We start from the raw sequence: 25786 nt of genomic DNA, 5'->3' as shown, positions 1-25786 counted from the left end.
GTAGGCCGGCACGTCGACGCCGGTTTGCAGGAGTGCATCCGCCGGTTCCGGCAATCACGTGCGGCCATCGTCCGATGGCATCGATAACGGGCTCGCGGTTTCACCAGCGGCAGATTCCGCCGCGGAACGGAGCCGGTGCCGGGGCGCCCGAGCACCGTCTGGATTGACGGAGCCGGCCGATGCCGAAGCACCGGGCAAGCATGACGTGTGAATCGGGCGGGCCTCGATCACGATTACCGCGCGGCACGCCACAGCGCGGCGCCGCCCGCCACCACCGCCAGCGCGACCACGAAGCTGACAGCCAGCAGCACGCCGACTGCCACGTCCGCGCAGCGCGCCGCGCCGAGCGCGGCGAACAGGCGGCACAGCGGCGCCAGCAGCGCGCGGCCCGGGCCGCTGACGAGCCAGCGGGGAATCGCGTCGAGGCTGACGATGACGAGAAATACCGGTATGACGAGCGTGATCGCAAGGACCGTGACGAACAGGTTTTTCACTTTCGCACCTCGCTTGGCGCCGTGGCCGGCGCGGGTTCCCGTCACGCATTGTCGGCCGCGCCGTGCCCGCTTTCCCGGCGGCATATCGACTCCGGTTCGCATCGCGCGGCACGGCCGCGTCCGGCCCGCGCGACCGGCCTGCACGGGGCGCTCCGCAACGGGTCCGCACGGCTGCCCACGCCTCTCCCGCACCCCTCTCACGCCGATCGCCGCGCCTCGGTTACGATGTCCGCTCCACCGTCCAACCGAACCCGGAGCCTTCGCATGTCCACCGCGCCGATCCTGCTCGAAGTCATCGCCACGACGCTCTCCGACGCGCAGGCCGCCGCGCGTGCCGGGGCGGACCGCATCGAACTCGCCACCGGCCTGTCCGAGGGCGGCCTCACGCCGAGCATCGGCCTGATCGAGGCGGTCACGGCGGCGCTGCCGATTCCCGTCAACGTGATCGTGCGCTCGCACGGCCGCGGCTTCGTCTACACGCCCGAGGAGATGGCGATCCTCGAACGCGACACGCGCGCGGCGGTGGCGGCGGGCGCGGCCGGCATCGTGTTCGGCGCGCTGAACGGCCATGGCGACGTGGACACCGCCGCGCTGGCCCGCATCGCCGACGCGGCGGGCGGCAAGCCGATCACGTTCCATCGCGCGTTCGACGTCTCGCGCGACCTGAACGCGGCGTTCGACCTCCTGCTGAACACGCCGGCGGTCAGGACGGTGCTGACCTCGGGCGGCCATCCGTCGGCGCTCGACGGCCGCGAGACGATCGCGCGCCTGGTGCGCCGCGCGCAGGGCAGTGCGTGCCAGGTGCTGGCCGGCGCGGGCCTGAAAGTGGAGTCGATCGGTGATTTCGTGCGCGCGACCGGCGTGCGGGCCGTGCATCTCGGCTCGGGCGTGCGCGAGCGCGGCGAGGTGTGGGGGCCGGTGGAAGGCCGGCTGGTCGCGAAGGTGCGCGCGACGCTCGACGCGGTGCGCTGAACTGCGCTGCGCCCCAAAAACAAAATCGGCGCGCCGCTTATCGCGACACGCCGATTTCGGTACCGGTCGATCAGTCGATCGACCTCAACCACGTCAGTTCGCCACCGGCCCCGGCGCGTGCGCGCACGTCACCGCGTCGGCCGCGGTGTCCACCGGCATCTGCTGCGCCGCCTCGGCGCGCATGCCGAGCCGCGCGAGCAGGTCGCGGTCCTTCTGCGCCTGCGGGTTGCTCGTCGTCAGCAGCTGGTCGCCGTAGAACATCGAGTTCGCGCCGGCCAGGAAGCACAGCGTCTGCATCGCGTCGTCGAGCTGCTCGCGCCCGGCCGACAGCCGCACCATCGCCTTCGGCATCGTGATGCGCGCCACGGCGATGGTGCGCACGAATTCGAGCGGATCGAGCGGCGCGGTGTTCTCGAGCGGCGTGCCCTTGATCGCGACGAGGTTGTTGATCGGCACCGATTCCGGATACGGGTTCATGTTCGCGAGCTGCGTGATGAGCCCGGCGCGCTCGCGGCGCGATTCGCCCATGCCGATGATGCCGCCGCAGCAGACGTTGATGCCGGCGTCGCGCACGCGGTCGAGCGTGTCGAGGCGGTCCTGGTAGGTGCGCGTCGAGATCACCTGGCCGTAGAACTCGGGCGAGGTGTCGAGGTTGTGGTTGTAGTAGTCGAGGCCGGCGTCGGACAGCGCCTGCGCCTGGCCGTCGTCGAGCATGCCGAGCGTCATGCAGGTCTCGAGGCCCATCTCCTTCACGCCGCGGACCATCTCGGCGAGCGGCTCGATATGGCGCTCCTTCGGGCTGCGCCACGCGGCGCCCATGCAGAAGCGCGTCGCGCCGTTGGCCTTGGCGGCGCGCGCGGCGTCGAGCACGGCGCTCACGTCCATCAGCTTGCCGGCCTTCAGCTCGGTCTCGTGATGCGAGGACTGCGAGCAGTAGCCGCAATCCTCCTCGCAGCCGCCGGTCTTGATCGACAGCAGCGTGGAGAGCTGGATCGCGTTGGCGTCGAAGTGCTCGCGATGCACCTGCTGGGCGCGGAACAGCAGGTCGTTGAACGGCAGTTCGTAGAGCTTGACGACGTCGGCGACGCGCCAGCGCGGCGCGCTCGGCATGCCGACGGGCACCGCTTCGGGCGTCTTCGTCGCGTCCGTGGTCACGGTCTGGGCTTGGGTCATGGTGGGATCCTCGGTAAGGAGCGGGGAACGGGGGATCACGGCCGTGCGGCGGCGAGCGCCGCGACGAGCCGTTCGATGTCGAGCGAGCCCGCGGCCAGTTCGGGCGCGGGCGGTGTCAGGTGCGCGATCTCGCCAAGCAGCGGCGCGGCGTGCTCGCGCGCGAGCCATTGGGTGAGCGTGGCGATGTTCTCGTCGGCGTAGAGCATGGCCGGGTCGACGCGGTTGGCCACCCAGCCCGCGATGGTCAGGCCGCGCGCGGCGATCGCGTCGGCGGTGAGCAGCGCGTGGTTGATGCAGCCGAGCCGCACGCCCACCACCAGCACCACGGGCAGCTTCAGCGCGACGGCCAGGTCGGCGGTGTCGAGCGTGTCGCCGAGCGGCACGCGAAAGCCGCCGACGCCCTCCACCACCACCACGTCGGCGCCTTCGCAGGCCGTCGCGTGCGCGGCCACGATGGTGTCGATGTCGAGCGTCACGCCTTCGTGCGCGGCCACGATGTGCGGCGCGGCCGGCGCCTTCAGCATGAACGGCGTGCGGATCGCGGGCGGCAGCGCGACGCTTGCGGCCGCGTCGAGCTGGTCGGCGTCGTCGTTGTGCAGCACGCCGTCGCGTTCCTCGGCGCCGGCCGCGACCGGCTTCATCGCGGCGGCGCGCAGGCCGTGCCGCGCGAAGCCGTGCAGCAGCGCGGCCGATACGAAGGTCTTGCCGATCTCGGTGTCGGTGCCGGTCACGAAGCACGACAGCGCGCCAGCGCCGGTGCGGGTCTGCGTCGGCGTGCTCATGCGGCGGCCTCCGCGGCGCCGGCGGCGGCGAGCGCCGTGTCGAGCCGCGCCAGGTCGTCGAACGAATGCGCGGCGGACAGCGAGATGCGCAGCCGCGAGGTGCCGGCCGGCACGGTGGGCGGCCGGATCGCGGGCACCCACAGGCCGTGCGCGTCGAGCGCGCGCATCGCGGCGAGCGTGGCGTCGTTCTCGCCTATCACGAGCGGCTGCACGGCGGTGGCCGAGTCGATCGGCTGCCAGCGCGTGCCGCGCAGGATCGCGCGCGTGCGCTCGATCAGCGCGGCCAGGTGGGCGCGCCGCGCGTCGCCCTCGGCGCCGCCGATCACGGCGAGGCTGGCCGACACGGCGTGCGCGACCGAGGGCGGCGCGGCGGTGGTGAAGATGTAGCTGCGCGCGCGCTGGATCATCCACTCGATCACGGTCTCGTGCGCGATCACGAACGCGCCGGCCACGCCGGCGGCCTTGCCGAGCGTGCCCACGTAGATCAGCTGGTCGGAGCGCAGCGCGTATTCGGCCAGCGCGCCGCGCCCCTGCGGGCCGAGCACGCCGAAGCCGTGCGCGTCGTCCACCACCAGCCAGGCGCCGTGCGCCTCGGCCAGCGTGACGAGCCGCGCCAGCGGCGCAATGGTGCCGTCCATGCTGAACACGGTGTCGGAGACGATCAGCTTGATCTCGGCGTCGGAGGCGGCCAGCTGCACCGACAGCGCGTCCATGTCGCCGTGCGGATAGACGTGGATCTCGGCGCGCGAGAGCCGCGCGCCGTCGATCAGCGAGGCGTGGTTCAGCGAGTCGGAGAAGATCGCGGCGCCGCGCCCCACCAGCGCGGTCAGCGCGGCGAGGTTCGCCATGTAGCCGGTGCTGAAGTAGAGCGCGCGCGGCGCGGCGCTGAAGCCGCCGGCGAATTCGGCGAGCGTGTCCTCGAGCGCGGCGTGCGCGCGCGAATGGCCGCCCAGCAGGTGCGAGCCGCCGCTGCCGGAGCCGTAGCGCCGCGCGCCCTCGGCGAACGCCTCGACGAGCGAGGGATGCGCGGCCAGGCCCAGGTAATCGTTGCTCGCGAAACTGACGATCTCGCGGCCGTCCACCGTCATGTGCGCGCTGCACGCGGTGTCGGCGGTGCGGCGCACGCGGCGCAGCCCCTGCGCGTCGATCTCGGCCAGGCCGCGTTCGAGCGCGGCGAGCAGGTTCGGTGTCGGGCTCATGCGCGCGCCTCGGCCAGCGTGGCGTCGAGCGTCTCGCGCGTGCGCGCGGCGAGCCAGTCGATCTCGTCGTCGCCGAGCACGTAGGGCGGCATCAGGTAGACGGTGGTGCCGATCGGGCGCAGCAGCAGCTCGCGGCGCAGGCCCTGCTCGAAGAAGCGCCGCGAGAAGCCGCGCGCGGCCTCGGGCTCGAGCGCGACGTCGAACGCGAAGATCGTGCCGCGCTCGCGCAGGTGGCGCACCTCGTCGCGCGCGCCGAGCGGCGCGAGCGCCTCGCGCAGCCGCGCCGACTTGCGCGCGTTGGCGGCCAGCACATCGTCGGCCGCGAACAGGTCGAGCGTGGCGAGCGCGGCGCGGCAGGCGAGCGGGTTGCCGGTGTACGAGTGCGAGTGCAGGAAGCCGCGCGTGGTGTCGTCGTCGTAGAACGCTTCGTAGATCGCGTCGCGCGACAGCACCAGCGAGAGCGGCAGGTAGCCGCCGCTGATGCCCTTCGACAGGCACAGGAAGTCGGGCCACACGCCGGCCTGCTCGCAGGCGAAGAAGGTGCCGGTGCGCCCGCAGCCCACGGCGATCTCGTCGGCGATCAGGTGGACCTGGTAGCGGTCGCACAGCGCGCGCAGCCCGCTCAGGTACGACGGGTCGTGCATCGCCATGCCGGCCGCGCACTGCACGAGCGGCTCGACGATCAGCGCGGCGATCGCGCCGGCGCGTTCGGCGAACAGCCGCTCGACGTCGGCCAGCGCGCGCGCGGCGACCTCGGCCGCGCTCTCGCCGGGCGCGGCCTGGCGCGCGTCGGGCGAGGCCACCACGTGGGCCTGGCGGATCAGCGGATCGTAGGCGTCCTTGAACAGCGCCACGTCGGTCACGCCGAGCGCGCCGACCGTCTCGCCGTGATAGCCGTTCGCCACGCAGGCGAACTCGCGCTTGTCGGCGCGGCCGCCGTTGCGCCAGGCGTGGAAGCTCATCTTCAGCGCGATCTCGACGGCGGAGGCGCCGTCCGAGGCGAAGAACGCATGGCCGAGCGTATGCCCGGTCAGCGCGGCGAGGCGCTCGGCCAGCTCGATCGCGCTCTCGTGCGTGCAGCCGGCCAGCATCGCGTGCTCGAGCGTGTCGAGCTGCGTCTTCAGCGCCGCGTTGATGCGCGGGTTCGCATGGCCGAACAGGTTGACCCACCACGAGCTGATCGCGTCGAGGTAGCGCGCGCCCGAGTGGTCGTAGAGCCACGGGCCGGCGCCGCGCGCCACGGGCACGAGCGGCATGCGCTCGTGGTGCTTCATCTGCGTACAGGGATGCCAGACTGCGCGCAGGCTGCGCGCAACCCAGTCGTCGGGTTGTGTGCTCAAAAACGGCTCCGGAACGGGACGCGGCGCGGCGGGGTCCGGGCGGACGAAAAAAGGGCGGCGGCAGCGGCTGCCGCGCGCGGGCGCGCGCCTGCGTGCAAAACCAAAACGGGGCAGAGAGTAGCGCGATTCGCGCCCCGGCGCAGCATTGGTTACAAACGTGCCGAGCCTTGTCCGGCATGGCGTTCGGCGAGGTTTCGGGGTGCTGGCGACGGTTCGGGCGCGATGTGTCGAATAGGCCGCAGATGACGACACCGATCGGTCGACACCCGACGGACGGAAAGCACGGGCGCGGACGGCACGAGCGCGGGCCGAATGATGGGGCGGGATCGTGAAGGCAGGACGACGGTGGACGCGGATTTCGCGGTGGCGATGATGGGGCGCGATGGGCGGATGCCGGCGGTGCGCCGCGCGTGACGGCCGACGCGGCGCGTGTCGATGCGAAGCGCACGACGCGAAAAATCGTCGGCGGGCGTCGCGTACCCGCCGCAGCGGCGCGCGGATCAATCAGACGGGGGAGAACGCAGAGAAAAAAAATCGTCGGCGGGCCGTTGCCAGCACCACGGGCAGGGCTGCTGGCCGTCAGCGGCTCGCCAGCGCGTGCGCGTCGGCCGGCGTGGCCGCGGCGGTCGCCTCGGTGCCGTCGCCGCGCCAGACCACGTGATCGTCCACGGCGTAGAGCCGGCAGGCGCCGGCGCCCTGCTTGCGGCAGTTCTCGAGCGCGAGCGCCATCGGATCGTCGCCGCCCTCGGCCCACGACCACGCGCCCTCGGCCGACACGGCGAACGCGCGGCTCGGATGCTGGTTCAGGAAGTGGCGGTAGCCGTCGCGGCCGGCCGCGTCGAGGTAGGGCACCGCGTTGACGGCGTCGATCGAGGCGTAGCCGGAGGCCGACGGCGTGTGCGGGCAGGCCACCGCGTAGAGCACGGTGGTGGGCAGGCGCAGTTCGGCCAGGAACGCGTTGACGGACGGCCACCAGATCGGCACGCCGTCGCGATCGACGATCAGCCGGTGCGCATCGTCCTTGTAGACGCCGTAGTCGACGAACAGCGTGCTCGCGCCGTGCGAGACGTAGGCCTCGCGCAGCTGCTCGACGAGCGCCGGGGACCAGACCGAATCGTTGTCGCCGTACATCCACAGCGACGGCACGCGGGTTTCCTCGCCGTAGCTGTTGAACGCGCCCACCAGCGTCTTCTGCCAGCCTTCGCAGAGATCCTGGCGCAGCCCGCCCGAGAAGTTGATGATGCCGCGCACGCCCTTGGCGGCCACCGTGCCGTAGGCGAGCGAGACGAGCCCGCCGTGCGAGGTGCCGGCCACCACGATCCGGCTCGCGTCCACGTAGGGCAGCTTCGACATCCAGGCCACCGTCGAGCTGACGTCGCGCGCCTGCGCCATGCCGTTGCGTTCGACGTCGCAGCCTTCCTGCACGTAGCTGCCGCCCGAGCCCGCGAAGCCCTCGCGGTTCGGCGCCACCACGGCATAGCCGCGCCGCACGAATTCGCGCGCGAACGCGAGCGGCCGGCTGCGCGGCTGGTCGTGCAGGTCGCCGGGGTTCTTGCCGTGGTTGAAGACGACGAGCGGGAACGGCCCGGGGCCGTTCGGCTTGTAGACGGTGGCTTCGAGCGTCACGCCGGGATCGCCCTCGACGGGAATCCGGATGATCTGCTCGTTCATGTCGGCCGTGATCTGCGGCAGGCCGGGCTCGTTGTAGTCGAAACGTTCGGCGGCCAGCGGGCCGGCCTCGGCCGGTGCGGCCGCCTGCGTCGCGGCGCCGGGCGCGAGCGTTTCGACCCCGCCCGCGGGCGTCGACAGGGTGCCGGCCTGGGCGGCCGACAGCACGCATGCCGCCATCCAACCTGCAAACACCTTGCTCAACACCATGTCGTGGCCCGGAACCCGTAACGTTTGAAACCGGGTCCATCCTAGCCCGACAAAATCGGCTTGTGCAATGCGGGAATAACCCGGCCTCCGCCGCGTCGGCGTCGACTCAGCGTTCGCTGAGTTCTCCGTCGATATAGCGCCAGATTCCGTGTTCGTCGCGCGAGAAGCGGCTCGTCTCGTGCAGCCGGTGCGCGCGCGAGCCCTCCTTGTAGCGCGCCACGAACTCGACGAGCGCGTGCGCGGCGTCCTGCTCGACGTGGCGCTTGATGTCGAGGCCGAGCCAGCGCGGGCCGCCGTCGGCGTCGAGATCGGCCGGGCAGGTGGCGGGATCCCAGGTGGCGCGCAGGTAGCGCGTGTCGCCGAGCACGTAGGCGGTGTAGCGCGAGCGCATCAGTTCCCAGGCGCTCGCGGCCGGCGTGCCGCCGTCCACCAGGCGCCCGCAGCAGGCCGCGTAGCGCGGCGCGCGTTCGGGCCGCCGGCCCGGCTGCGCGCCGCCGCACGGACACAGCTCGGGGCGCGCGGCCGAAGTGGTGGAGGCGGCGGAGGCGGCGGAAGAACGATCGGTCATCCTGATTACCATGCGAGTTCGGTGCCGTCGTACTGGAAGAAGCGGCCGTTGGCGGCGCCCGGCCCGGCGGCGGCGCGCGCGATCACGCGGCGCATGCCGGTCACGCTGGTCTCGGCGTCGAGCCCGGCTTCGGCGCCGCCCATGTCGGTGCGCACCCAGCCCGGGTGCAGCGACAGGCAGGCCGCGTCGCGCGTCTGCAGTGAGCCCACGCGGATCACGTTGTTGAGCGCGGCCTTGCTCGCGCGATAGAGCCAGCCGGTGGTGCCGGTCAGGCTCGCGGTGCTGCCCATCAGGCTCGACAGCACGGCCAGCACGCCGTGCGCGTCCTCGACCAGCGGCAGCAGGATCGGCAGCAGCTGCATCGGGGCCAGCACGTTGGTGTGCATCACCGCGTCGAAGTCGGCCGCGTCGATCAGCTCGACGCCCTGCGTGCGCGGGCCGTACACGCCCGACACCAGCACCGCGGCGTCGAGCCGTTCGCCGTCGAGCTTCCAGCCGAAGCCGGCGAGCTGGTTCGCATCGGTCACGTCGAGCGCATGCGCGGTCGCGCCGAGCGCGCGCAGCGCCTCGAGCGAGGCCGCGTCGCGCGCCGTCGCGATCACGTTCCATCCGTCACGCCGGTACTGGCGGACAAACTCCCTTCCGAGGCCGCGCGATGCGCCGACGATCAGGACGGTTTTCATCAAGGATTCTCCGGGTTGAAGGCGATCAGATCAGTTCGACGGCCATCGCCGTGGCCTCGCCGCCGCCGATGCAGAGGCTCGCCACGCCGCGCTTGCCGCCGCGCGCGCGCAGCGCGCCGATCAGCGTGGCGACGATGCGCGCGCCCGAGGCGCCGATCGGGTGGCCGAGCGCGCAGGCGCCGCCGTTCACGTTGACGCGTTCGTGCGCGAGGCCGTGCTCCTTCATGGCGGCCATCGCCACCACCGCGAACGCCTCGTTGATCTCGAACAGGTCGATGTCGGACGGCCGCCAGCCGGTGCGCTCGAACAGGCGCCGCAGCGCGCCCACCGGCGCCGTGGTGAAGCGCGACGGGGCCTGCGCGAACGTGCTGTGGGCCACCACGCGCGCGAGCGGCGTGGCGCCGAGCCGCTCGGCCGTCGACGCGCGCATCATCACCAGCGCGGCCGCGCCGTCGGAGATCGACGAGGCGTTGGCGGCCGTCACGGTGCCGTTCGGGCCGAACGCCGGCTTCAGCGTGGGGATCTTCTCGGGCTTCGCGCTGAACGGCTGCTCGTCGCGTGCCACCACGGTCTCGCCCTTGCGGGTCGTGACGGTGACCGGCACCATTTCCCACGCGAACGAATCGTCCTCGTTGGCGCGTTTGGCGCGCGCCAGCGACTCGATCGCGTAGGCGTCCTGCGCTTCGCGCGTGAAGCCGTATTCGGCCGCGCATTCCTCGGCGAAGGTGCCCATCAGCCGGCCGCGCTCGTAGGCGTCCTCGAGCCCGTCGAAGTACATGTGGTCGAGTACCTCGCCATGGCCCATGCGCATCCCGCCGCGCGCCTTCGGCAGCAGGTACGGCGCGTTGGTCATGCTCTCCATGCCGCCCGCCACGATCACCGAGGCCGAGCCCGCCAGCAGCATGTCGTGCGCGAACATCGCCGCGCGCATGCCCGAGCCGCACATCTTGTTGACGGTGGTGCAGCCGGTGGCGAGCGGCAGCTTCGCGCCGAGCGCGGCCTGGCGCGCGGGCGCCTGGCCCAGCCCGGCGGGCAGCACGCAGCCCATCACCACTTCCTCGACCTGCTCGGGCGCGAGGCCCGCGCGTTCGAGCGCCGCGGCGATCGCGGCGGTGCCGAGCTGCGGCGCGGTGAGCGGCGCGAAGCCGCCCTGGAAACTCGCAATCGGCGTGCGTGCCGCCGCGGCGATTACGACCGGATCACGTTCAGCAGTTGTCATGTTTCGTCTCCTTCAGAGTATTCGCGACCTGTTCGGCGACGTCGGCGAGCTTCGCCGCATCGGCCGCGACCATATCGTTGTCCGCCGACAGTGCGCGCCCCGCCGACAAAGCGTCGACGCAGCGGCGATGAACGGGTTGCAGCGCCTCGGGCGACGAGACTGTCATGCCGAGGTTGCGCATCCTGCCGTCGTGTACGCCGTACACGAGGCCGTGTACCGACAGTGCCTGGCCGCGCGCCCAGGCGTCGCCGACGATCGTCGTGCGACACAGGTTGACCACCTGCTCGATCGCGTTCAGCTCGATCAGGCGGCGGTAGCGCGCCTCGCCGAGCGGCCACTCGTCGAGCAGCGCCGCGTGCTTGTCGCGCACGTCCTGCACGTGGTGCAGCCAGTTGTCGGCCAGCCCGACGCGGCGGTTGTTCAGCGCCGCGTTCACGCCCGAGCAGCCGTAGTGGCCCACCACCATGATGTGCTTGACCTTCAGGATGTCGACGGCGAACTGCACCACCGACAGGCAGTTCAGGTCGCTGTGGACCACCACGTTGGCGATGTTGCGATGGACGAACACCTCGCCGGGCTGCAGCCCGACGATCTGGTTGGCCGGCACGCGCGAATCGGAGCAGCCGATCCACAGGTATTCCGGCGCCTGCTGGTCCTTCAGGCGCTCGAAGAAGTGCGGATCTTCGGCGAGTTTGCGGTTGACCCAGGTCTCGTTGTTCTCGAACAGGTCGGAGAGCGGGTGGGCGTTGGTGGTCATCGCGAGGATCCGTGGGAGGGGGAGGCGTCGCCGGGCTCGGGCCGCGCGCGGGGCGGCCGGGGCCGCGCCGTACCCGGCGAAGCGCTCGGCACGGCGCGTGCGAAACCGCGGCGACGCATCATAGGGGAAAAAGTCGGGCAGCTCGCCGCGCCGAGGCCGGTCCAGGCCGTCCTGCCGGCGCGCCGGCTCGAGGCCGTCCGGATGCCGGGCGACGAGCACCGCGCGCACGCGCTGGGCGCCGGGCAGGAACGGCCCGCGGGTGGCTGGGAGGAGGTCGCGCGGGCCGATCGAATCCCGCGGCGCGCTTGCGAATCGCGTCGCCGTATTCCCGCGCGTCGTGCCGGCACGGCGGGCCGCAAGTCGAACGCCTCGCCGAACGGGCCGAACCCGGTGTCGATCGCCTGCCGGCCGGCCGCCTCGAACCGTGCCTTCGCCTCGATGGCCGCGTCGCGAGCGATCCGGCAATGGCGACCGAACCCGTCGGGCATCGTCCGGGCGACGTCGAAACCGGTCTGCGAGGGTAGCAGCGTGGGAAAGCGAGGCATGGTCCGTCCGGGCTTGTGGCTGGGGCGAGCCGCCATTTTACCGCCACCCCCGGCGGTTGCCGCGGCCCGGGCGCCGGACGGCGCGGCGCGCGGGCGGCCGAATCGCCGGGATTGGCCGACGAATCGCGCAATTGTCGGCAAGCGGCGCGGTTCGCGGGCGATCGCGCAGCGAACTTTTTTTGTTGGGGTGGCGGAGGAGCGGGGCGCCGGAAGGCGCTCGACGTGGCCGGCCCCGGAACGACCGCGCGCCGCACGCGCTAGAATCGGGCGACGATCCCCACGCCGTCCCCGCCGGCGCACGACACGAGACACGAGACGACATGAACGCACTGGAACACCAACTCGACTATCCGTTCGCCGACACGCTGCCCGAGCCGGGCGAGTTCCTGGAGGTGGCGCCCGGCGTGCGGTGGCTGCGCATGCCGCTGCCGTTCTCGCTCGACCACATCAACCTCTGGCTGCTGCGCGACGAACTCGACGGGCAGGCGGGCTGGACCGTGGTGGACTGCGGGATCGCCTCGGACGAGATCCGCCGTCACTGGGAGCACATTTTCGACACGCACCTGGAGGGCCTGCCGGTGCTGCGCGTGATCGTCACGCACTGCCATCCCGACCACTTCGGGCTCGCCAACTGGATCTGCGAGGGCGGCGCGCGCGCGCGCTGGCAGGTGCGGCTGTGGATGACGCTCGGCGAATACCTGTTCGGCAACGTGATGGCCTCGGGCAACGGCTCGAACGCGGGCGGCCACGCGGCGGCCGAGCATTTCGCGCGGCACGGCCTGGCCGACGAGGCGAAGCTCGACAAGCTGCGCAACCGCACCCACTACTACGCGGACCTGGTGCCGGCCGTGCCGCCGCGCTACCGCCGGCTGCGCGAGGGCGACACGCTCGCGATCGGCGCGCGCCGCTGGCAGGTGGTGACGGGCTTCGGCCACTCGCCCGAGCATTGCGCGCTGCACTGCGCCGACGAGCAGCTGCTGATCTCGGGCGACATGGTGCTGCCGCGGATCTCGACCAACGTCTCGGTGTTCGATCTCGAACCGGAAGGCAACCCGCTCCAGCTCTACCTCGATTCGCTCGCGCGCTACGAGCCGATGGCGGCCGACACGCTGGTGCTGCCGTCGCACGGCAAGCCGTTTCGCGGCGTGCGCACGCGCATCGCGCAGCTGCGCGAGCATCATGCCGCGCGCCTCGACGAGGTCCGCGCGCTGTGCGCCGAGCGGCCGACGAGCGCCGCCGACGTGGTGCCGGTGATGTTCCGCCGGCGCGAGCTGGACGTGCATCAGCTGACGTTCGCGCTCGGCGAGGCGATCGCGCATCTGCATCTGCTGTGGCTGGCGGGCGAGCTGGCGCGCGAGACGGGCGCGGATGGCGTGTTCCGGTTCCGGCCGGCGCAGGGAGCCGCGAGCGCGGGCTGATGAACGCGCGCGCGCCGGCCGGCACCGGCAGGCGCGCGCCGCAACCGTTACTGCACCGACACCTCGGCGAAGTTCTGGCGGCCGAACGGGCTGACGTGATATCCGCTCACGTTCGGCCGCGTGATGGCCGACGCGGTCGGGTAGCCGAGCGGAATCCACAGCGCCTGGTCGTGGATGATCTTCTGCGCGGCTTCATAGGCCTTGGTGCGCCTGGCCTGATCGGCGGTTTCCTTGCCGTTGGCGATCAGCTTGTCGAGCTGCGCGTCGCAGAAGCGCGCGAAGTTGATGCCCGACTTCACGGCGTTGCAGCTGAACAGCGGCGTCAGGTAGTTGTCCGGATCGCCGTTGTCGCCGGCCCAGCCCATGAACAGCATGTCGTGCTGGCCGAGCTTGGCCTGCTTGATCAGCTCGCCCCATTCGATCACCTTCACCTCGGCCTTCACGCCGATCTTCGCGAAGTCGGCCTGCAGCAGCTCGGCGCCGGCCTTCGGGTTCGGGTTCAGCACGCTGCCCGTCGGGCGCACCCAGATGGTGGTCGAGAAGCCGTTCGGGAAGCCGGCCGCGGCCAGCAGCTGTTTGGCCTTCGCCGGGTCATACGGATACGGCGACACCGACTTCGCATAGCTCCAGGTGTTGGGCGGATACGGGTTGGTGGCCGGCGTCGCGGTGTTGTCGAACACCACCTTCAGGTAGGTCGCGCGATCGAACGCGAGGTTGAGCGCCTCGCGCACCTTCGGATTGTCGAGCGGCTTGTGCTCGGTGTTCAGCGCGACGAACGCGGTCATGAAGGCCGGCGTCTCCACCACCTTCAGCGCCTTGTCGGCCTTCGCGGCGGCCACGTCCTGCGGCTTCGGCGACAGCGCGATCTGGCATTCGCCGGCCTTCACCTTCTGCGCGCGCACCGACGCGTCGGGCGTGATCGCGTAGATCAGCCGGTCCACCTTCGGCCTGCTGCCCCAGTAGGTCGGGTTCGCGTCGTAGCGGATCAGCGCGTCCTTGGTGTAGCTCTTCAGCACGAACGGCCCGGTGCCGATCGGCTTCGCGTTGAGGTCGGCCTGCTTGCCGGCCTTCAGCAGCTGGTCCGCGTATTCGGCCGAGTAGATCGAGGCGAAGCCCATCGTCAGGATCGGCACGAAGGTCGCGTTCGGCTCGTTCAACTCGAACTTCACCGTCTGCGGGTCCACCTTGGTGACCGACTTGACGAGCTTGACGAGCCCCATCGACTGCGCGTGCGGGAAGCCGCTCGGGCCGGCCACCTTGTGCCACGGGTTGTCGCTGTCGAGCATGCGCGCGAAGCTGAACACCACGTCGTCGGCGTCGAGCGCGCGCGTCGGCTTGAAGTAGTCGGTGCTCTGGAACGCGACGTTCGGGCGGAGATGGAACGTGACGGTGCGCCCGTCTGCGCTGACGTCCCACTTGTCGGCCAGCGCCGGCACCACCTTCTTCGTCGCCTCGTCGTAGGACACGAGCGTGTTGAAGATCACGTCGGCCGACGCGTTGGTGGTGACGAGCGAGTTGTACTGCACGACGTCGAAGCCGTCCGGGCTCGCTTCGGTACACACCGTCAGCGGCTTGGCGGTGGCGAGGAGAGGGGCGGCGGCGACGAGCGCGGCGGCGGCGAGCATCGTGAAACGCATGGAATCTCCCGGGTGGGCAGGGCGGTTGTCGAGGTGCGGCGGCGGGTTCGCCGGGCACCGGTCGACTAGCATACCGTCAAAAAACGCGCGGCGTGAACGCGCGTGAGCGCGCCGGCGGCGATCGCGGCGGGGCCGGCGCCGGTGCGGAGACGCCGGGCGCGGAGGCGGCGGGATCGGAGCGAAAGCGGCGCGAAGGTGACACGAACGCGGCGCGCGGCGGCGCTCAGTCGGGCTTCGTGCCGGGCGCGCGCGGCTTGCGCGGCGCCTTCTCGAACACGCGGTCGTAGAGCCAGCGCGGCGCGACGTGCAGCAGCTTCGCGACGATCCCCATCTGCCACGGGATCACGCGAAACGCGTCCTGCGCCGCGATCGCGCGCACGGCCCGCTCGGCGAAGCGGTCGGCGTCCATCAGGAACGGCATCGGATACGGGTTGTGCTCGGTCATCGGCGTGCGGATGTAGCCGGGCGCGATCGTGACCACGCCGACGCCGGCTGGCCGCAGTTCGACGCGCAGCGCTTCCAGGTACTTCAGCGCGGCCGATTTCGAGGCGCTGTAGGCGCCCGAGCCGGGCAGCCCGCGCACCCCGGCCACGCTCGCCACGCCGACCAGCGTGCCGTGCCGCGCGGCGCGCATCGCGGCCACGAACGGCTCGAAGGTGGCGACCATGCCGAACCAGTTCGCTTCCATGATCTCGCGGAACGCGTCGAGGTCGCCCTCGCCGGTGATCGCGCCGCGGCTCACGCCGGCGTTCGCGATCACCACGTCGGGCCAGCCGTGCGCGGCCACGAACGCGTCGGCGGCGCGCTGCAGCGCGGCCGCGTCGCGCACGTCGGCGGGATGGATCGAGACGGTGAGGGAGGGATGTTGCCGCGCGAACGCGGCGAGCGGCTCGGCGCGGCGCGCGACCAGCCCGAGCGTCGCGCCCTGCCGGGCGTAGGCCTCGGCGAGCGCGAGCCCGAGGCCGCTCGAGGCGCCGGTGATGAAGACCTTGAGGGGAGCGGTCATGCCGGCGTCCGCGAGCGGGAGCGGGGGATCAGAGCTTCTTGTCCTTGACCTGCTTGACCAGGTAGTCGAGCACGGCCGGCGTGTTCTCGACGCTGTTCGTGTAGGACGGGCCGGTCTTGTACTTGCCCTGGATCACCACGGTCGGCACGCCGTCGATGTTGTAGCTCTTGAGCAGCTCGCCGGCCTGCTTCACCTGGCCCTGCACGCTGAACGAGTTGTAGGTGGCGAGGTACTTCTGCTTGTCGACGCCCTGCGTGGCGAGGAAGTCGGCCTGCGCCTGCGGCGTCAGCAGGTAGTTCTTTTCCTTGTGGATCGCGTTGAACACGGCCGGCGTGTCCTTCTCGGCCACGCCCAGCGCGTTCAGCGCGTAGTACATCGACGAATGCGGCAGGAAGTCGTCGCGGAACGCCACCGGCACGCGCTTGAACACGATGTTGTCGCCCTGCTTCTTGACCCACGCCTCGAGCGTCGGCTCGAACTCGTAGCAGTGCGGGCAGCCGTACCAGAAGAACTCGATGACCTCGACCTTGCCGGCCGGCGCCGACACCGGCTGCGGCGCCTTCATCACCTCGTAGTCCTTGCCGGCCACGGGCGCCGACGGCGACGCGTGGGCCGCGCCCGCAATGAGGCCGATGGAGAGGAACAGCGTGCTGAGCAGTTTTTTCATGTTGGTTTTTCGAACGGTTGCAGGAGCCGGTCACGGCCGGCCGGTTCTCATTGCTTCGTGAAGCGGATCACGGCGGTATCGACACCGGCATCGGACAGCCGCTGGCGCGCGGAGTTCATATCCTCGAACTTGTTGAACGGTCCGATCCGCACGCGATAGTAGGTGACGCCGTTCAGGTCGCGCTTGGACACCTTCGACTCGAAGCCCTGGAAGCCGAGCCGCGCACGCTGCTGCTCGGCGTCGCCCTCGGTGTTGTAGGCGCCGACCTGCAGGAAGTAGCCGCTGTTCGCGTCGGCGGCCGTGGGGCCCGAGCCGGACTTGGCCGGCGGGTTCGCGGCGGTGGCGGTCGAGCCGGCCTTCGGCGGCTGCTGCGCGGCCTTCGGCTGCGAGGTCGCGTTGTCGGCGGCGGCCTGCGGCTTCTTCGCCGGCGGCGTGTTGTCGGCCGGCTTCGGCGCGACGGCCACGCCGTTGCTGTCGGCCGGGTTCGCGCCCGGCACCTCGACGATTTGCGGCTCGGGCAGCAGCGGCGGCTGCGTCTGGTTCGCGGCCTGGCCTGGCGCGGTGTTCGGCGGGGCCGGCTGGGCGGCCTGCGGCGGCACCGGCTGGCCCGGCGTCTTGCCCTGCAGCGCGCGGTTCGGATCGAACTGCTGCGGCTGGCTCGCGCCGTTGGCGTTGTCGGCGGGCGGGGCGACCTTCGAGACGAACGGCGACGGCGCGCGCGTGATGTACAGCGCGACCACCACGGCGATCGCGAGGCCGACGATCAGGCCCAGCACGATGCCAAGAAAGGTTCCTCCGGCTTGTTTCGAGGGTTTCGACGTGCGGCGCGGTTGTGCCATTGCTTGAGTCACCTGCTAAAAGAGTCGTGAAACGGGAAACGTGGAGCGGCCGCGCGAGGGGCGCGGCCGTCGGATGCCCGGCCCGGCGGCTTACATCTTGCTCGGCGACGATACGCCGAGCACCGCGAGGCCGTTCGCGAGCACCTGGCGCGTCGCGGCCAGCAGCGCGATGCGCGCGGTGCGCTGCGCCTCGTCGTCGACGAGAACGCGCTCCGCATTGTAGAACGAGTGAAACTCGCCCGCGAGTTCGCGCAGGTAGAACGCGACCGCGTGCGGCGCGAGTTCGCCGGCCGCGTGCGTCAGCATGTCCGGATACTCGGCCAGCTTCTGCAGCAGCGACATCGCGGCGCGGCTGTCGAGCGGCGCGAGATCGGCGCCGGCCAGCATCGCCTCGTCGGCGCCGTGGCGCGACTTCCACTCGTTCATCACCGAGCAGATGCGGGCATGCGCGTACTGGACGTAGTAGACCGGATTCTCGTCGTTCTGCTTCAGCGCGAGATCGATATCGAACACGAATTCCGTGTCGGCCTTGCGAGAAATCAGGAAGAAACGCACGGCATCGCGCCCGCGCGTGATGATGGCCTCGTCGAGCTGGTCGGGCGAGACTTCCGAGTCCGGCGTGGCGCCGCCCGACCATTCGATCAGGTCGCGCACCGTCACGTAGCTGCCGGCGCGCTTCGAGAGCTTCACTTCCTGGCCGTCGCGCATCACGGTGACCATCTTGTGCAGCACGTAGTCGGGGTAGCCCTGCGGGATGCCGATATGCAGGCCCTGCAGGCCGGCGCGCACGCGCGCGATGGTGCCGTGGTGGTCCGAGCCCTGGATGTTGATGACCTTGGTGAAGCCGCGCTGCCATTTGGCGACGTGATAGGCGACGTCGGGCACGAAGTAGGTGTAGGTGCCGTCGGACTTGCGCATCACGCGGTCCTTGTCGTCGCCCTCGTCGGTGGTGCGCAGCCACAGCGCGCCGTCCTGCTCGTAGGTCATGCCGGCCGCGATCAGCGCCTGTACGGTCTGCTCGACGCGGCCTTCCTCGTACAGCGACGACTCGAGGTAGTACTGGTCGAACCTGACGCCGAACGCCTTCAGGTCGATGTCCTGCTCGCGGCGCAGGTAGGTGACCGCGAACTTGCGGATCGCCTCGAGATCCTCCACGTCGCCCTTGCCCGTCACCGGCTCGCCGTTGCTCGCGGCCACCGTGGCGCCGGCCAGGTACTCGCGCGCGATCTCGGCGATGTACTCGCCGTTGTAGGCGGCCTCGGGCCACGCGGCATCGCCCGGCTTGAGGCCGCGCGCGCGCGCCTGGGTGGACAGCGCGAGGTTGCCGATCTGCACGCCGGCGTCGTTGTAGTAGAACTCGCGATGCACGGCGTAGCCCTGGCTCGCCAGCACGTTGGCGAGCACGTCGCCGAGCGCGGCCTGGCGGCCGTGGCCGACGTGCAGCGGGCCGGTGGGATTGGCCGAGACGAACTCGAGCAGCACGCGGCGGCCCGCGTCGCGCTCCGAGCGGCCGAATGCGTCGCGTTCGGCGAACACCGCGCCGATCACGGCCTGCTTGGCGGCCGCCGACAGGCGCAGGTTGATGAAGCCGGGGCCGGCGATCTCGGCGGCCTCGACGAGGCCGGCCGCGGCCGGCTGCGCCGTGATGGCCGCGACGATCTTCTCGGCGAGCTGGCGCGGGTTGGTGCCGAGCGGCTTGGCCAGCTGCATCGCGACGTTGCAGGCCACGTCGCCGTGCGCGGCGGCCTTGGGGCGCTCGAGCGCGATGGCGGGCGCCACGAACGCGGCGTCGGCCTCGCCTTTCAGGGCCTGGACGACCTGCTTCACGCTGTCGGCGAGCAGGGTTTCGAGAATGTGTTTTTGGGCAGGCAGCATGCGGTCGGAAAGGGTCGATGTCGGCGGCCCTCGCGGACCGGCCCGACGGCGCGCCGGACGGCGCGCGTTTCAGGGATCGCTGAATTTTAACAGGTGCTAATATGCCGCTCAGACGCAAGGCGTCGGCGCGCGCCCAACGGACCCGCGCCAGCCGGCCCCGGTGCCGGCACGCACAACAAGCTGAAAGGAAATGGCGATCATGATTACGTTCAAGAGCAAGGCGGCACAGGACCTCGACGTCCTGAAGGATTTCGCGGTGTACGTGCTGGGCATCGTCGGCAAACAGCTGGGCGAGCGCGGCGTCATCACCCATGACGAACTGGATGGCGCGATCGCGAAGCTCGAAGCGGTCACCGACCAGGCGCGGCGCGCGAGCGCCGAGCACGGTGGCCACTTCCACGAGGACGAAAACGACCACGCCCATCATGAAGTCGCGCCGAGCGTGGCGCAGCGCGTCGCGCCGTTCCTCGGCATGCTGCGCGCGGCCAAGGCGCAGAACGCCGACGTCCACTGGGGCTTCTGAGCCCCGCCGGGGCCGGCAAGAGGCGCCCGGCGCGGCGCGGCCACGGGCCGGTCGCCCATCGAAAAGCCCGCTTCCTGGAAGCGGGCTTTTTTGTGCGCGTCGCGCGAAGCAGGCGGGCCGCGGCGGCCCGCCGATTGCTCCGATGATTTCGGCCGTGGCCCCGTTTGCGCCTACAGCAGCGGCGCGAGCGCGCGGCGCGCGTCGGCATCCGACAGCGACATGCGCGCGGCGAAGTCGGCCACCTGATCGTCGGCGATCTTGCCGACCGAGAAGTAGGTGCTGTCCGGATGCGCGAGATAGAAGCCCGACACGCTCGCGGCCGGCAGCATCGCCAGCGACTCGGTCACGCTCATGCCGATCTCCCCGGCGCGCAGCGTGTCGAACATCGCGCGCTTGACGAGGTGGTCGGGGCAGGCCGGATAGCCGGGCGCCGGGCGGATGCCGGTGTACTTCTCGGCGATCAGCGCGTCGTTGTCGAGCGTCTCGCCCGCCGCGTAGCCCCACAGCTCGCGCCGCACGCGCGCGTGCAGGGCCTCGGCGAAGGCCTCGGCGAAGCGGTCCGCGAGCGCCTTCAGCATGATCGCGCTGTAGTCGTCGTGATCGGCCTCGAATTGCTTTTCCTTGAGGTCCACGCCGAGCCCGGCCGTGACCGCGAACAGGCCGATGTAGTCGGCCACGCCCGAATCCTTCGGCGCGATGAAGTCGGCCAGCGACCGGTTCGGCCGCATCACGCCGTCCACCACCGGGCGCTCGCTCTGCTGGCGCAGGTTGCTCCAGCGCATCAGCACCTCGCTGCGCGTGTCGTCGGTGTAGATCTCGATGTCGTCGTCGTTCACCGTGTTGGCCGGCAGCAGCGAGATCACGCCGTTGGCGGTCAGCCAGCGGCCCTGGATCAGCCGCGACAGCATCGACTTGCCGTCCGAGAACACGCGCCGCGCGGATTCACCGACGATCTCGTCGTTGAGGATCGCCGGGTACGGGCCGGCCAGGTCCCAGGTCTGGAAGAACGGGCCCCAGTCGATGTACTGCGCGAGTTCGGCCAGATCGTAGTTCTTGAACACGCGGCGGCCGATGAACTTCGGCTTGACGGGCGTGTAGCCGGCCCAGTCGATCTTCGTCTTGTTGGCGCGCGCGGCGGCCAGCGTGACCATCGGCTGCTTCTTCTTGTTCGCGTGCTGGTCGCGGATCCGGTCGTACTCGCCCTTCAGCTCGTCGAGGTAGCGCGTCGCGCCCTCGTCCGACAGCAGGCTGGAGGCCACCGACACCGAGCGCGAGGCGTCCGGCACGTACACCACCGGGCCTTCGTAGTGCGGCGCGATCTTCACGGCCGTATGCACGCGCGAGGTGGTGGCGCCGCCGATCAGCAGCGGGATCTTCTTCACGCGGAAGTAGTCGTCGCGCTGCATCTCGGCGGCCACGTAGGCCATCTCCTCGAGGCTCGGCGTGATGAGGCCCGACAGGCCGATGATGTCGGCGCCCTCGACCTTCGCCTTGGCGAGGATCTCGTTGCACGGCACCATCACGCCCATGTTGACCACTTCGAAGTTGTTGCACTGAAGGACCACCGACACGATGTTCTTGCCGATGTCGTGGACGTCGCCCTTCACGGTCGCGATCACGATCTTGCCCTTCGCGCGCACGTCGCCGCCGGCCTCGGCCAGGCGGCGCTTCTCTTCCTCGATGAACGGGATCAGGTGGGCGACCGCCTGCTTCATCACGCGCGCCGACTTCACCACCTGCGGCAGGAACATCTTGCCCTGGCCGAACAGGTCGCCGACCACGTTCATGCCGTCCATCAGCGGGCCTTCGATCACGTTGATCGGCCGCCCGCCCGCCGTGTCGATCGCCGCGCGCGCCTCTTCGGTGTCCTCGACGATGAAGTTGGTGATGCCGTGGACCAGCGCGTGCGCGAGGCGCTTCTCGACCGGCTGGTTGCGCCACTCGAGGTTCTCCTCCTTCTTCGCGGCGCCGGTCTTGAACTTGTCGGCCACTTCGAGCAGGCGGTCGGTGGCGTCGTCGCGGCGGTTCAGGATCACGTCCTCGACGCGCTCGCGCAGCTCCGCGTCGAGATCGGCGTAGACGCCGAGCTGGCCCGCGTTGACGATCCCCATGTCCATGCCGGCCTGGATCGCGTGGTAGAGGAACACGGTGTGGATCGCCTCGCGCACCGGGTCGTTGCCGCGGAACGAGAACGACACGTTCGACACGCCGCCGCTGATCTTCGCGTGCGGCAGGTTCTGCTTGATCCAGCGCGTCGCCTCGATGAAGTCGACCGCGTAGTTGTTGTGCTCCTCGATGCCGGTGGCCACCGCGAAGATGTTCGGATCGAAGATGATGTCCTCGGGCGGGAACCCGCATTGGTCCACCAGCATCCGGTACGAGCGCGTGCAGATCTCGGTCTTGCGCTGGAACGTGTCGGCCTGGCCGGTCTCGTCGAACGCCATCACCACGGCCGCCGCGCCGTAGCGGCGGATCAGCCGCGCGTGGTGGCGGAACTGCTCCTCGCCTTCCTTCAGCGAGATCGAGTTGACGATCGCCTTGCCCTGCACGCACTTGAGGCCCGCCTCGATCACCTCCCACTTCGACGAGTCGATCATGATCGGCACGCGCGCGATGTCGGGCTCGGAGGCGATCAGGTTCAGGAAGCGCACCATCGCCGCTTTCGAATCGAGCATCGCCTCGTCCATGTTGATGTCGATCACCTGCGCGCCGTTCTCGACCTGCTGGCGCGCGACCGCCAGCGCCTCGTCGAACTGGCCGTTCAGGATCATGCGCGCGAACGCCTTCGATCCGGTCACGTTGGTGCGTTCGCCGACGTTGATGAAGAGTGTGCCTTGAGTGACGTTGAACGGCTCGAGGCCGGCAAGGCGCATGGTGTGATCGGTCATGACGGGGCGTTTCGTAGGCGTATCGGTGGGGGCGCTCGGAGTAGCGGGCCGGCGCCCGTGCAGGGCGGCCGGCCGGCGCGGCGGCTCAGGCGGCTTCGCTGTAGTGCGACGGCCAGCGGCGCGGCTTCACGTCGGCGAGTGCCTTGGCGATCTCCGCGATGTGCTCGGGGGTGGTGCCGCAGCAGCCGCCCGCGAGGTTCACGAGGCCGGCCTGCGCGAACTCCCTGAGCAGTCCCGAGGTGACGTCGGGCGTTTCGTCGAAGCCGGTCTCGGCCATCGGGTTCGGCAGGCCCGCGTTCGGGTAGCACGACACGTAGGTATCGCAGAGCTTGGCCAGCTCGGCGATGTACGGGCGCATCAGCGCCGCGCCGAGCGCGCAGTTCAGGCCGAACGTGAGCGGGCGCGCGTGGCGCAGCGAATTCCAGAACGCCTCGACCGTCTGGCCCGAGAGGATCCGGCCCGACGCGTCGGTCACGGTGCCCGAGATCATGATCGGCAGGCGTTCGCCGGTGTCCTCGAACAGCTGGTCGAGCGCGAACAGCGCGGCCTTCGCGTTCAGCGTGTCGAAGATCGTCTCGACCAGGAACAGGTCCACGCCGCCGTCGAGCAGCGCCTTCGCCTGTTCGTAATACGAATCGCGCAGTTCGTCGTAGGTGACGTTGCGCGCGCCCGGATCGTTGACGTCGGGCGAGATGCTGGCTGTTTTCGGCGTCGGTCCGATTGCGCCGGCCACGAAGCGCGGCTTGTCGGGCGTCGAGTATTGCCGCGCCGACTCGCGCGCGAGCTTCGCCGATTCGAGGTTCATCTCGACCACGAGGTGCTCCATCTCGTAGTCGGCCTGGGCGATGGTGGTCGCGCCGAAGGTGTTGGTCTCGACGATGTCGGCGCCGGCCGCGAAGTACTGGTCGTGGATCTCGCGGATCGTGTCGGGCTGGGTCAGCGACAGCAGTTCGTTGTTGCCCTTGATGTCACGCCCGAAGTCGGCGAAGCGCGCGCCGCGATAGGCGGCCTCGTCGAACTTGTAGCGCTGGATCATGGTGCCCATCGCGCCGTCGAGGATCAGGATCCGGCGCTCGAGCAGCGCGGGCAGGTCGGCGCCGCGCGTGTAGGACGCGGCGAGGGCGGAGCGGGCGGACGGGGATGACGACATGGCGGGACCAACGGCAATGGCGGAAAAGCCACATTGTAGCGGTTGCGGGACGGCCACGCCGGGCCGGGCCGCCAACGAAAACCCCCGCGCGGCGGACCGGGCGGGGGCGGGAACGCGGCTTGCGCGCGGCGGGGCGGGAAGTGCGGCCGCCCGGCCGGCCAGCCAGGGCGCGCGCCGCGCGAGCGGCGGCGCGCGCGCCGCTTCTAGTGCAGCACCACCGGCTGTGTCATCAGGCTGTCGAACTGACCGAGGAATTCGTCGACCTCGTCGAGCGACGGCTCGTCCTCGATCAGCTGCTTCACATGTTCACGAAAGCGTGCGGCCAGTTCCCCGTCGATGAAGATCTCGCGCTGGGAGTTCTTGTCCACGATTTCATAGCCACCGGAATTCATCGCATGATGGCCGAGCTGCGGCGCAAATTCGACGACGCAGTAGTTGGGGCTGTTGTAGATCATTTGCATGGCGGCACTCCTCTTTGCTGTGGCTGTCAGGCCGAATGCTCCGAAGGTGGGGCGGACCTGGCCGGTTTCAAGGGGTTGGCGCTGCACGCCCGCGCGGCAAGGGCGTTTCGGTTAGAGACCGATCTCGTTGAAACGGTTCCGATTTTCCTCCACTGCACGGGTCAGGTTGTCAAACATTGTCAACACTGTGACGCAAGTTTACCTGCGAACCTCGGGCCCTGACGCGACGGGGCCGATCGGTCGAAATTACCGCGCGCCCGAGGCCGCTCGTGGCGGCGACGCGACGGTGCCGGAGGCCGGTGGCGGCACGGCGGCGGGCGCCGGGGCGGCGGCAGTTGAAGCCGCTGGAGCCGCTGGAACCGCTGGAACCGCTGGAACCGCTGGAACCGCTGGAACCGACGAAGCCTCGCGCGTTACCCCTTCATCGTAGCCGAGCTGAGCGGTGGCTGCTGATCGTCCTTGCCAGAGCAATTCGATCTCCGAACCGTTGGGCTCGGTCTGCACCAGCCGCACCGGCAGCCAGTCGAGCGACGGCGCGAGCCAGATGTCGATGCGGCGCGTGTCGCCGGCGCGACGCGGCAGGCGGCGGAAGTGGCGGGCCTGCAGCGGGCCGGCGTCGGTGCGGATCGATTCGTCGCCGATCGTGACGATCGGCCAGGTCTCGCCGCTGTCGTTGTCGACCACCAGGAACTCGCGCGCCACGCCGGGCCGATAGCTGTCGGGCGCGCCATGCACGAGCCCCGACAGCTGCATCAGCAGGCTGAAGCGATCCTGCGCGCCGTCGGGCAGCGCGATCGAATTCGGCGTCTTCGTGAACACGATCTGCTGCGTGTCGCGGTTGAAGATCGCGATGTCGGCGGGACGCCGGCCGCGCTGCTCGGTGTAGCGGTCGGGGGCGATCCCGAAGCCGTCGATGCGGCCGAGGCTCTCGTAGGTGTACGGCCCGACGAACGGCACCGGGATGTCGATCGCGAGCCGGTAGCGGCGGCCGTCGGTAACCCAGTGGATGGTGGCGGTGCCGTTCAGGTTGCCGTTGAAGTACGCGCCGTAGCGCAGGTCGCCCGAGGGCGGCGGCACGAACTTCACGCCCGGCGCGGGCGCGGAGGCCGGCACGGCGGGGGCCGCGGTGGCATGCGACGCGGCCGTGGCGCCGGTGCCTGCACTGGTTCCGGCGGACGGGGTGGCGGACGGAGCGGCGGGACTCGTCGTGACGGGCGACGGCTGCGTCGTGGTCAGCACCGGCGCGTGCTCGGGCGGCGCCGTGGATGGCCGCGGCGCGGGCGCGGCTGCGGGGCGAGGCGGCGGACGCGGCGGGCGCGGTGCCGGCGCCGGCGCGCGTTCGATCGGCTGCGGCTTGAGCAGCTCGACCTGCACCGGCGTGTCGTCTTGCGGCGACGGGTTCGCGGGCGCGCGATAGCCGGCGAACCACAGCGCCACGAGGCCGTGCAGCAGCAGCACGACCGCGAGCGTCAGCGCGATGCGCAGCAGGCGGCGCGGCGAGGTGCGTGACGAGTCGGAGGGCGGGGACGGCGGCATCGGGTCAGGGTGTCGTGAAGGCGCTAACGTGGCTCGCGGTGACGGTTCGGGCGAGCAAGCTTCGTTCCGGGTTCGGCATGGCGCCGCGCCTGCCACCAGTCGTGTCGGGCGGGCGCGATATGGCGGGACGGCACGGACAGATCCGACAGCGGCGCGCCGCGATCGTTCGCGACGCG

22 protein-coding genes are annotated in these 25786 nt (G+C 70.6%); 3 read left to right on the top strand and 19 right to left on the bottom strand.

Annotated features, from left to right (window positions below; genetic code table 11):
* Positions 1-233: 233 nt before the first annotated feature.
* Complete coding sequence (locus BpN12_RS32120) at positions 234-494, bottom strand: hypothetical protein (protein ID WP_246796119.1); 261 nt, start codon at positions 492-494, stop codon at positions 234-236.
* A 264-nt stretch (positions 495-758) separates the two neighbouring features.
* On the opposite strand from BpN12_RS32120, the gene BpN12_RS32115 reads away from it, so the two are divergent.
* Complete coding sequence (locus BpN12_RS32115; RefSeq protein ID WP_246796118.1) at positions 759-1466, top strand: copper homeostasis protein CutC; 708 nt, start codon at positions 759-761, stop codon at positions 1464-1466.
* A gap of 93 nt (positions 1467-1559) precedes the next feature.
* Here the strand turns inward: BpN12_RS32115 and bioB are convergent, their stop codons facing one another.
* The 9 genes from bioB to can all read right to left on the bottom strand — a co-directional run bounded on the left by bioB (position 1560) and on the right by can (position 11065).
* A complete protein-coding gene (gene bioB, locus BpN12_RS32110) occupies positions 1560-2639 on the bottom strand; it encodes a biotin synthase BioB (RefSeq protein WP_246796117.1) in 1080 nt (359 codons plus the stop codon).
* A 35-nt stretch (positions 2640-2674) separates the two neighbouring features.
* A complete protein-coding gene (bioD, locus tag BpN12_RS32105) occupies positions 2675-3421 on the bottom strand; it encodes a dethiobiotin synthase (RefSeq protein WP_246796116.1) in 747 nt (248 codons plus the stop codon).
* The gene (bioF, locus tag BpN12_RS32100) at positions 3418-4620 is read right to left on the bottom strand and encodes an 8-amino-7-oxononanoate synthase (RefSeq protein WP_246796115.1); all 1203 of its coding nucleotides are present in this window, start codon (positions 4618-4620) and stop codon (positions 3418-3420) included. The genes bioD and bioF overlap by 4 nt, the downstream gene beginning before the upstream one ends.
* Entirely contained in the window at positions 4617-5960 is a 1344-nt protein-coding gene (gene bioA / locus BpN12_RS32095) for an adenosylmethionine--8-amino-7-oxononanoate transaminase (protein WP_246796114.1), read from the bottom strand. Before bioA ends, bioF begins: the two co-directional genes overlap by 4 nt.
* 579 nt (positions 5961-6539) lie before the next feature.
* Positions 6540-7838 (bottom strand): dienelactone hydrolase family protein, encoded by a 1299-nt coding sequence (locus BpN12_RS32090; protein ID WP_246796113.1) that lies wholly within the window; start codon positions 7836-7838, stop codon positions 6540-6542.
* Positions 7839-7944: 106 nt separating this feature from the next.
* The gene (locus tag BpN12_RS32085; RefSeq protein ID WP_246796112.1) at positions 7945-8406 is read right to left on the bottom strand and encodes a YchJ family protein; all 462 of its coding nucleotides are present in this window, start codon (positions 8404-8406) and stop codon (positions 7945-7947) included.
* Positions 8407-8411: 5 nt separating this feature from the next.
* Positions 8412-9089, bottom strand: coding sequence for an SDR family oxidoreductase (locus BpN12_RS32080; RefSeq protein ID WP_042626146.1), 678 nt, complete (start codon positions 9087-9089; stop codon positions 8412-8414).
* A 25-nt stretch (positions 9090-9114) separates the two neighbouring features.
* Complete coding sequence (locus BpN12_RS32075; protein ID WP_246796111.1) at positions 9115-10308, bottom strand: acetyl-CoA C-acetyltransferase; 1194 nt, start codon at positions 10306-10308, stop codon at positions 9115-9117.
* Positions 10295-11065 (bottom strand): carbonate dehydratase, encoded by a 771-nt coding sequence (gene can / locus BpN12_RS32070; RefSeq protein WP_246796110.1) that lies wholly within the window; start codon positions 11063-11065, stop codon positions 10295-10297. The genes BpN12_RS32075 and can overlap by 14 nt, the downstream gene beginning before the upstream one ends.
* Positions 11066-11930: 865 nt before the next feature.
* Here can and BpN12_RS32065 point away from each other — a divergent pair.
* Positions 11931-13028 carry an MBL fold metallo-hydrolase gene (locus BpN12_RS32065; RefSeq protein WP_246796109.1) on the top strand — a complete coding sequence of 366 codons (1098 nt, stop codon included), beginning with the start codon at positions 11931-11933 and terminating at the stop codon, positions 13026-13028.
* Positions 13029-13075: 47 nt separating this feature from the next.
* Here the strand turns inward: BpN12_RS32065 and BpN12_RS32060 are convergent, their stop codons facing one another.
* The 5 genes from BpN12_RS32060 to argS all read right to left on the bottom strand — a co-directional run bounded on the left by BpN12_RS32060 (position 13076) and on the right by argS (position 19052).
* Positions 13076-14665: an ABC transporter substrate-binding protein gene (locus tag BpN12_RS32060; RefSeq protein ID WP_246796108.1), complete on the bottom strand. Its 1590-nt coding sequence runs from the start codon at positions 14663-14665 to the stop codon at positions 13076-13078.
* A 223-nt stretch (positions 14666-14888) separates the two neighbouring features.
* The gene (locus BpN12_RS32055; protein ID WP_070108004.1) at positions 14889-15671 is read right to left on the bottom strand and encodes an SDR family oxidoreductase; all 783 of its coding nucleotides are present in this window, start codon (positions 15669-15671) and stop codon (positions 14889-14891) included.
* A 28-nt stretch (positions 15672-15699) separates the two neighbouring features.
* Positions 15700-16338, bottom strand: coding sequence for a thiol:disulfide interchange protein DsbA/DsbL (locus BpN12_RS32050; RefSeq protein ID WP_246796107.1), 639 nt, complete (start codon positions 16336-16338; stop codon positions 15700-15702).
* A 47-nt stretch (positions 16339-16385) separates the two neighbouring features.
* Positions 16386-17177: an SPOR domain-containing protein gene (locus tag BpN12_RS32045; protein ID WP_246796106.1), complete on the bottom strand. Its 792-nt coding sequence runs from the start codon at positions 17175-17177 to the stop codon at positions 16386-16388.
* 90 nt (positions 17178-17267) lie between these two features.
* A complete protein-coding gene (argS, locus tag BpN12_RS32040; protein WP_246796105.1) occupies positions 17268-19052 on the bottom strand; it encodes an arginine--tRNA ligase in 1785 nt (594 codons plus the stop codon).
* Positions 19053-19251: 199 nt separating this feature from the next.
* Between argS and BpN12_RS32035 the strand changes: the two genes are divergently transcribed.
* A complete protein-coding gene (locus BpN12_RS32035) occupies positions 19252-19575 on the top strand; it encodes a DUF1840 domain-containing protein (RefSeq protein WP_246796104.1) in 324 nt (107 codons plus the stop codon).
* Positions 19576-19745: 170 nt separating this feature from the next.
* Here the strand turns inward: BpN12_RS32035 and metH are convergent, their stop codons facing one another.
* The 4 genes from metH to BpN12_RS32015 all read right to left on the bottom strand — a co-directional run bounded on the left by metH (position 19746) and on the right by BpN12_RS32015 (position 25610).
* Positions 19746-22463 carry a methionine synthase gene (gene metH, locus BpN12_RS32030; protein ID WP_246796103.1) on the bottom strand — a complete coding sequence of 906 codons (2718 nt, stop codon included), beginning with the start codon at positions 22461-22463 and terminating at the stop codon, positions 19746-19748.
* Between the two features lie 85 nt (positions 22464-22548).
* The gene (locus BpN12_RS32025) at positions 22549-23613 is read right to left on the bottom strand and encodes a homocysteine S-methyltransferase family protein (RefSeq protein ID WP_246796102.1); all 1065 of its coding nucleotides are present in this window, start codon (positions 23611-23613) and stop codon (positions 22549-22551) included.
* A 203-nt stretch (positions 23614-23816) separates the two neighbouring features.
* Entirely contained in the window at positions 23817-24074 is a 258-nt protein-coding gene (locus BpN12_RS32020) for a BTH_I0359 family protein (protein WP_042626134.1), read from the bottom strand.
* 246 nt (positions 24075-24320) lie between these two features.
* Positions 24321-25610: a DUF3108 domain-containing protein gene (locus BpN12_RS32015; protein WP_246796101.1), complete on the bottom strand. Its 1290-nt coding sequence runs from the start codon at positions 25608-25610 to the stop codon at positions 24321-24323.
* Between the last annotated feature and the right edge of the window lie 176 nt (positions 25611-25786).

This window comes from Burkholderia perseverans (genome assembly GCF_022870505.1).
GTDB classification, from domain to species: Bacteria; Pseudomonadota; Gammaproteobacteria; order Burkholderiales; family Burkholderiaceae; genus Burkholderia; species Burkholderia plantarii.
Note: the sequence above shows the minus strand (reverse complement) of the source record. Positions and strands in the feature narration are given on the sequence as shown.

Bases quoted from the DNA above. Each gene is read 5' to 3' on its own strand.
- BpN12_RS32115 (WP_246796118.1), top strand. From the start codon at position 759: ATGTCCACCGCGCCGATCCTGCTCGAAGTCATCGCCACGACGCTCTCC.
- bioB (WP_246796117.1), bottom strand. From the start codon at position 2,639: ATGACCCAAGCCCAGACCGTGACCACGGACGCGACGAAGACGCCCGAA.
- bioD (WP_246796116.1), bottom strand. From the start codon at position 3,421: ATGAGCACGCCGACGCAGACCCGCACCGGCGCTGGCGCGCTGTCGTGC.
- bioF (WP_246796115.1), bottom strand. From the start codon at position 4,620: ATGAGCCCGACACCGAACCTGCTCGCCGCGCTCGAACGCGGCCTGGCC.
- BpN12_RS32090 (WP_246796113.1), bottom strand. From the start codon at position 7,838: ATGGTGTTGAGCAAGGTGTTTGCAGGTTGGATGGCGGCATGCGTGCTG.
- BpN12_RS32085 (WP_246796112.1), bottom strand. From the start codon at position 8,406: ATGACCGATCGTTCTTCCGCCGCCTCCGCCGCCTCCACCACTTCGGCC.
- BpN12_RS32080 (WP_042626146.1), bottom strand. From the start codon at position 9,089: ATGAAAACCGTCCTGATCGTCGGCGCATCGCGCGGCCTCGGAAGGGAG.
- BpN12_RS32075 (WP_246796111.1), bottom strand. From the start codon at position 10,308: ATGACAACTGCTGAACGTGATCCGGTCGTAATCGCCGCGGCGGCACGC.
- can (WP_246796110.1), bottom strand. From the start codon at position 11,065: ATGACCACCAACGCCCACCCGCTCTCCGACCTGTTCGAGAACAACGAG.
- BpN12_RS32065 (WP_246796109.1), top strand. From the start codon at position 11,931: ATGAACGCACTGGAACACCAACTCGACTATCCGTTCGCCGACACGCTG.
- BpN12_RS32060 (WP_246796108.1), bottom strand. From the start codon at position 14,665: ATGCGTTTCACGATGCTCGCCGCCGCCGCGCTCGTCGCCGCCGCCCCT.
- BpN12_RS32055 (WP_070108004.1), bottom strand. From the start codon at position 15,671: ATGACCGCTCCCCTCAAGGTCTTCATCACCGGCGCCTCGAGCGGCCTC.
- BpN12_RS32050 (WP_246796107.1), bottom strand. From the start codon at position 16,338: ATGAAAAAACTGCTCAGCACGCTGTTCCTCTCCATCGGCCTCATTGCG.
- BpN12_RS32045 (WP_246796106.1), bottom strand. From the start codon at position 17,177: ATGGCACAACCGCGCCGCACGTCGAAACCCTCGAAACAAGCCGGAGGA.
- argS (WP_246796105.1), bottom strand. From the start codon at position 19,052: ATGCTGCCTGCCCAAAAACACATTCTCGAAACCCTGCTCGCCGACAGC.
- BpN12_RS32035 (WP_246796104.1), top strand. From the start codon at position 19,252: ATGATTACGTTCAAGAGCAAGGCGGCACAGGACCTCGACGTCCTGAAG.
- metH (WP_246796103.1), bottom strand. From the start codon at position 22,463: ATGACCGATCACACCATGCGCCTTGCCGGCCTCGAGCCGTTCAACGTC.
- BpN12_RS32025 (WP_246796102.1), bottom strand. From the start codon at position 23,613: ATGTCGTCATCCCCGTCCGCCCGCTCCGCCCTCGCCGCGTCCTACACG.
- BpN12_RS32020 (WP_042626134.1), bottom strand. From the start codon at position 24,074: ATGCAAATGATCTACAACAGCCCCAACTACTGCGTCGTCGAATTTGCG.
- BpN12_RS32015 (WP_246796101.1), bottom strand. From the start codon at position 25,610: ATGCCGCCGTCCCCGCCCTCCGACTCGTCACGCACCTCGCCGCGCCGC.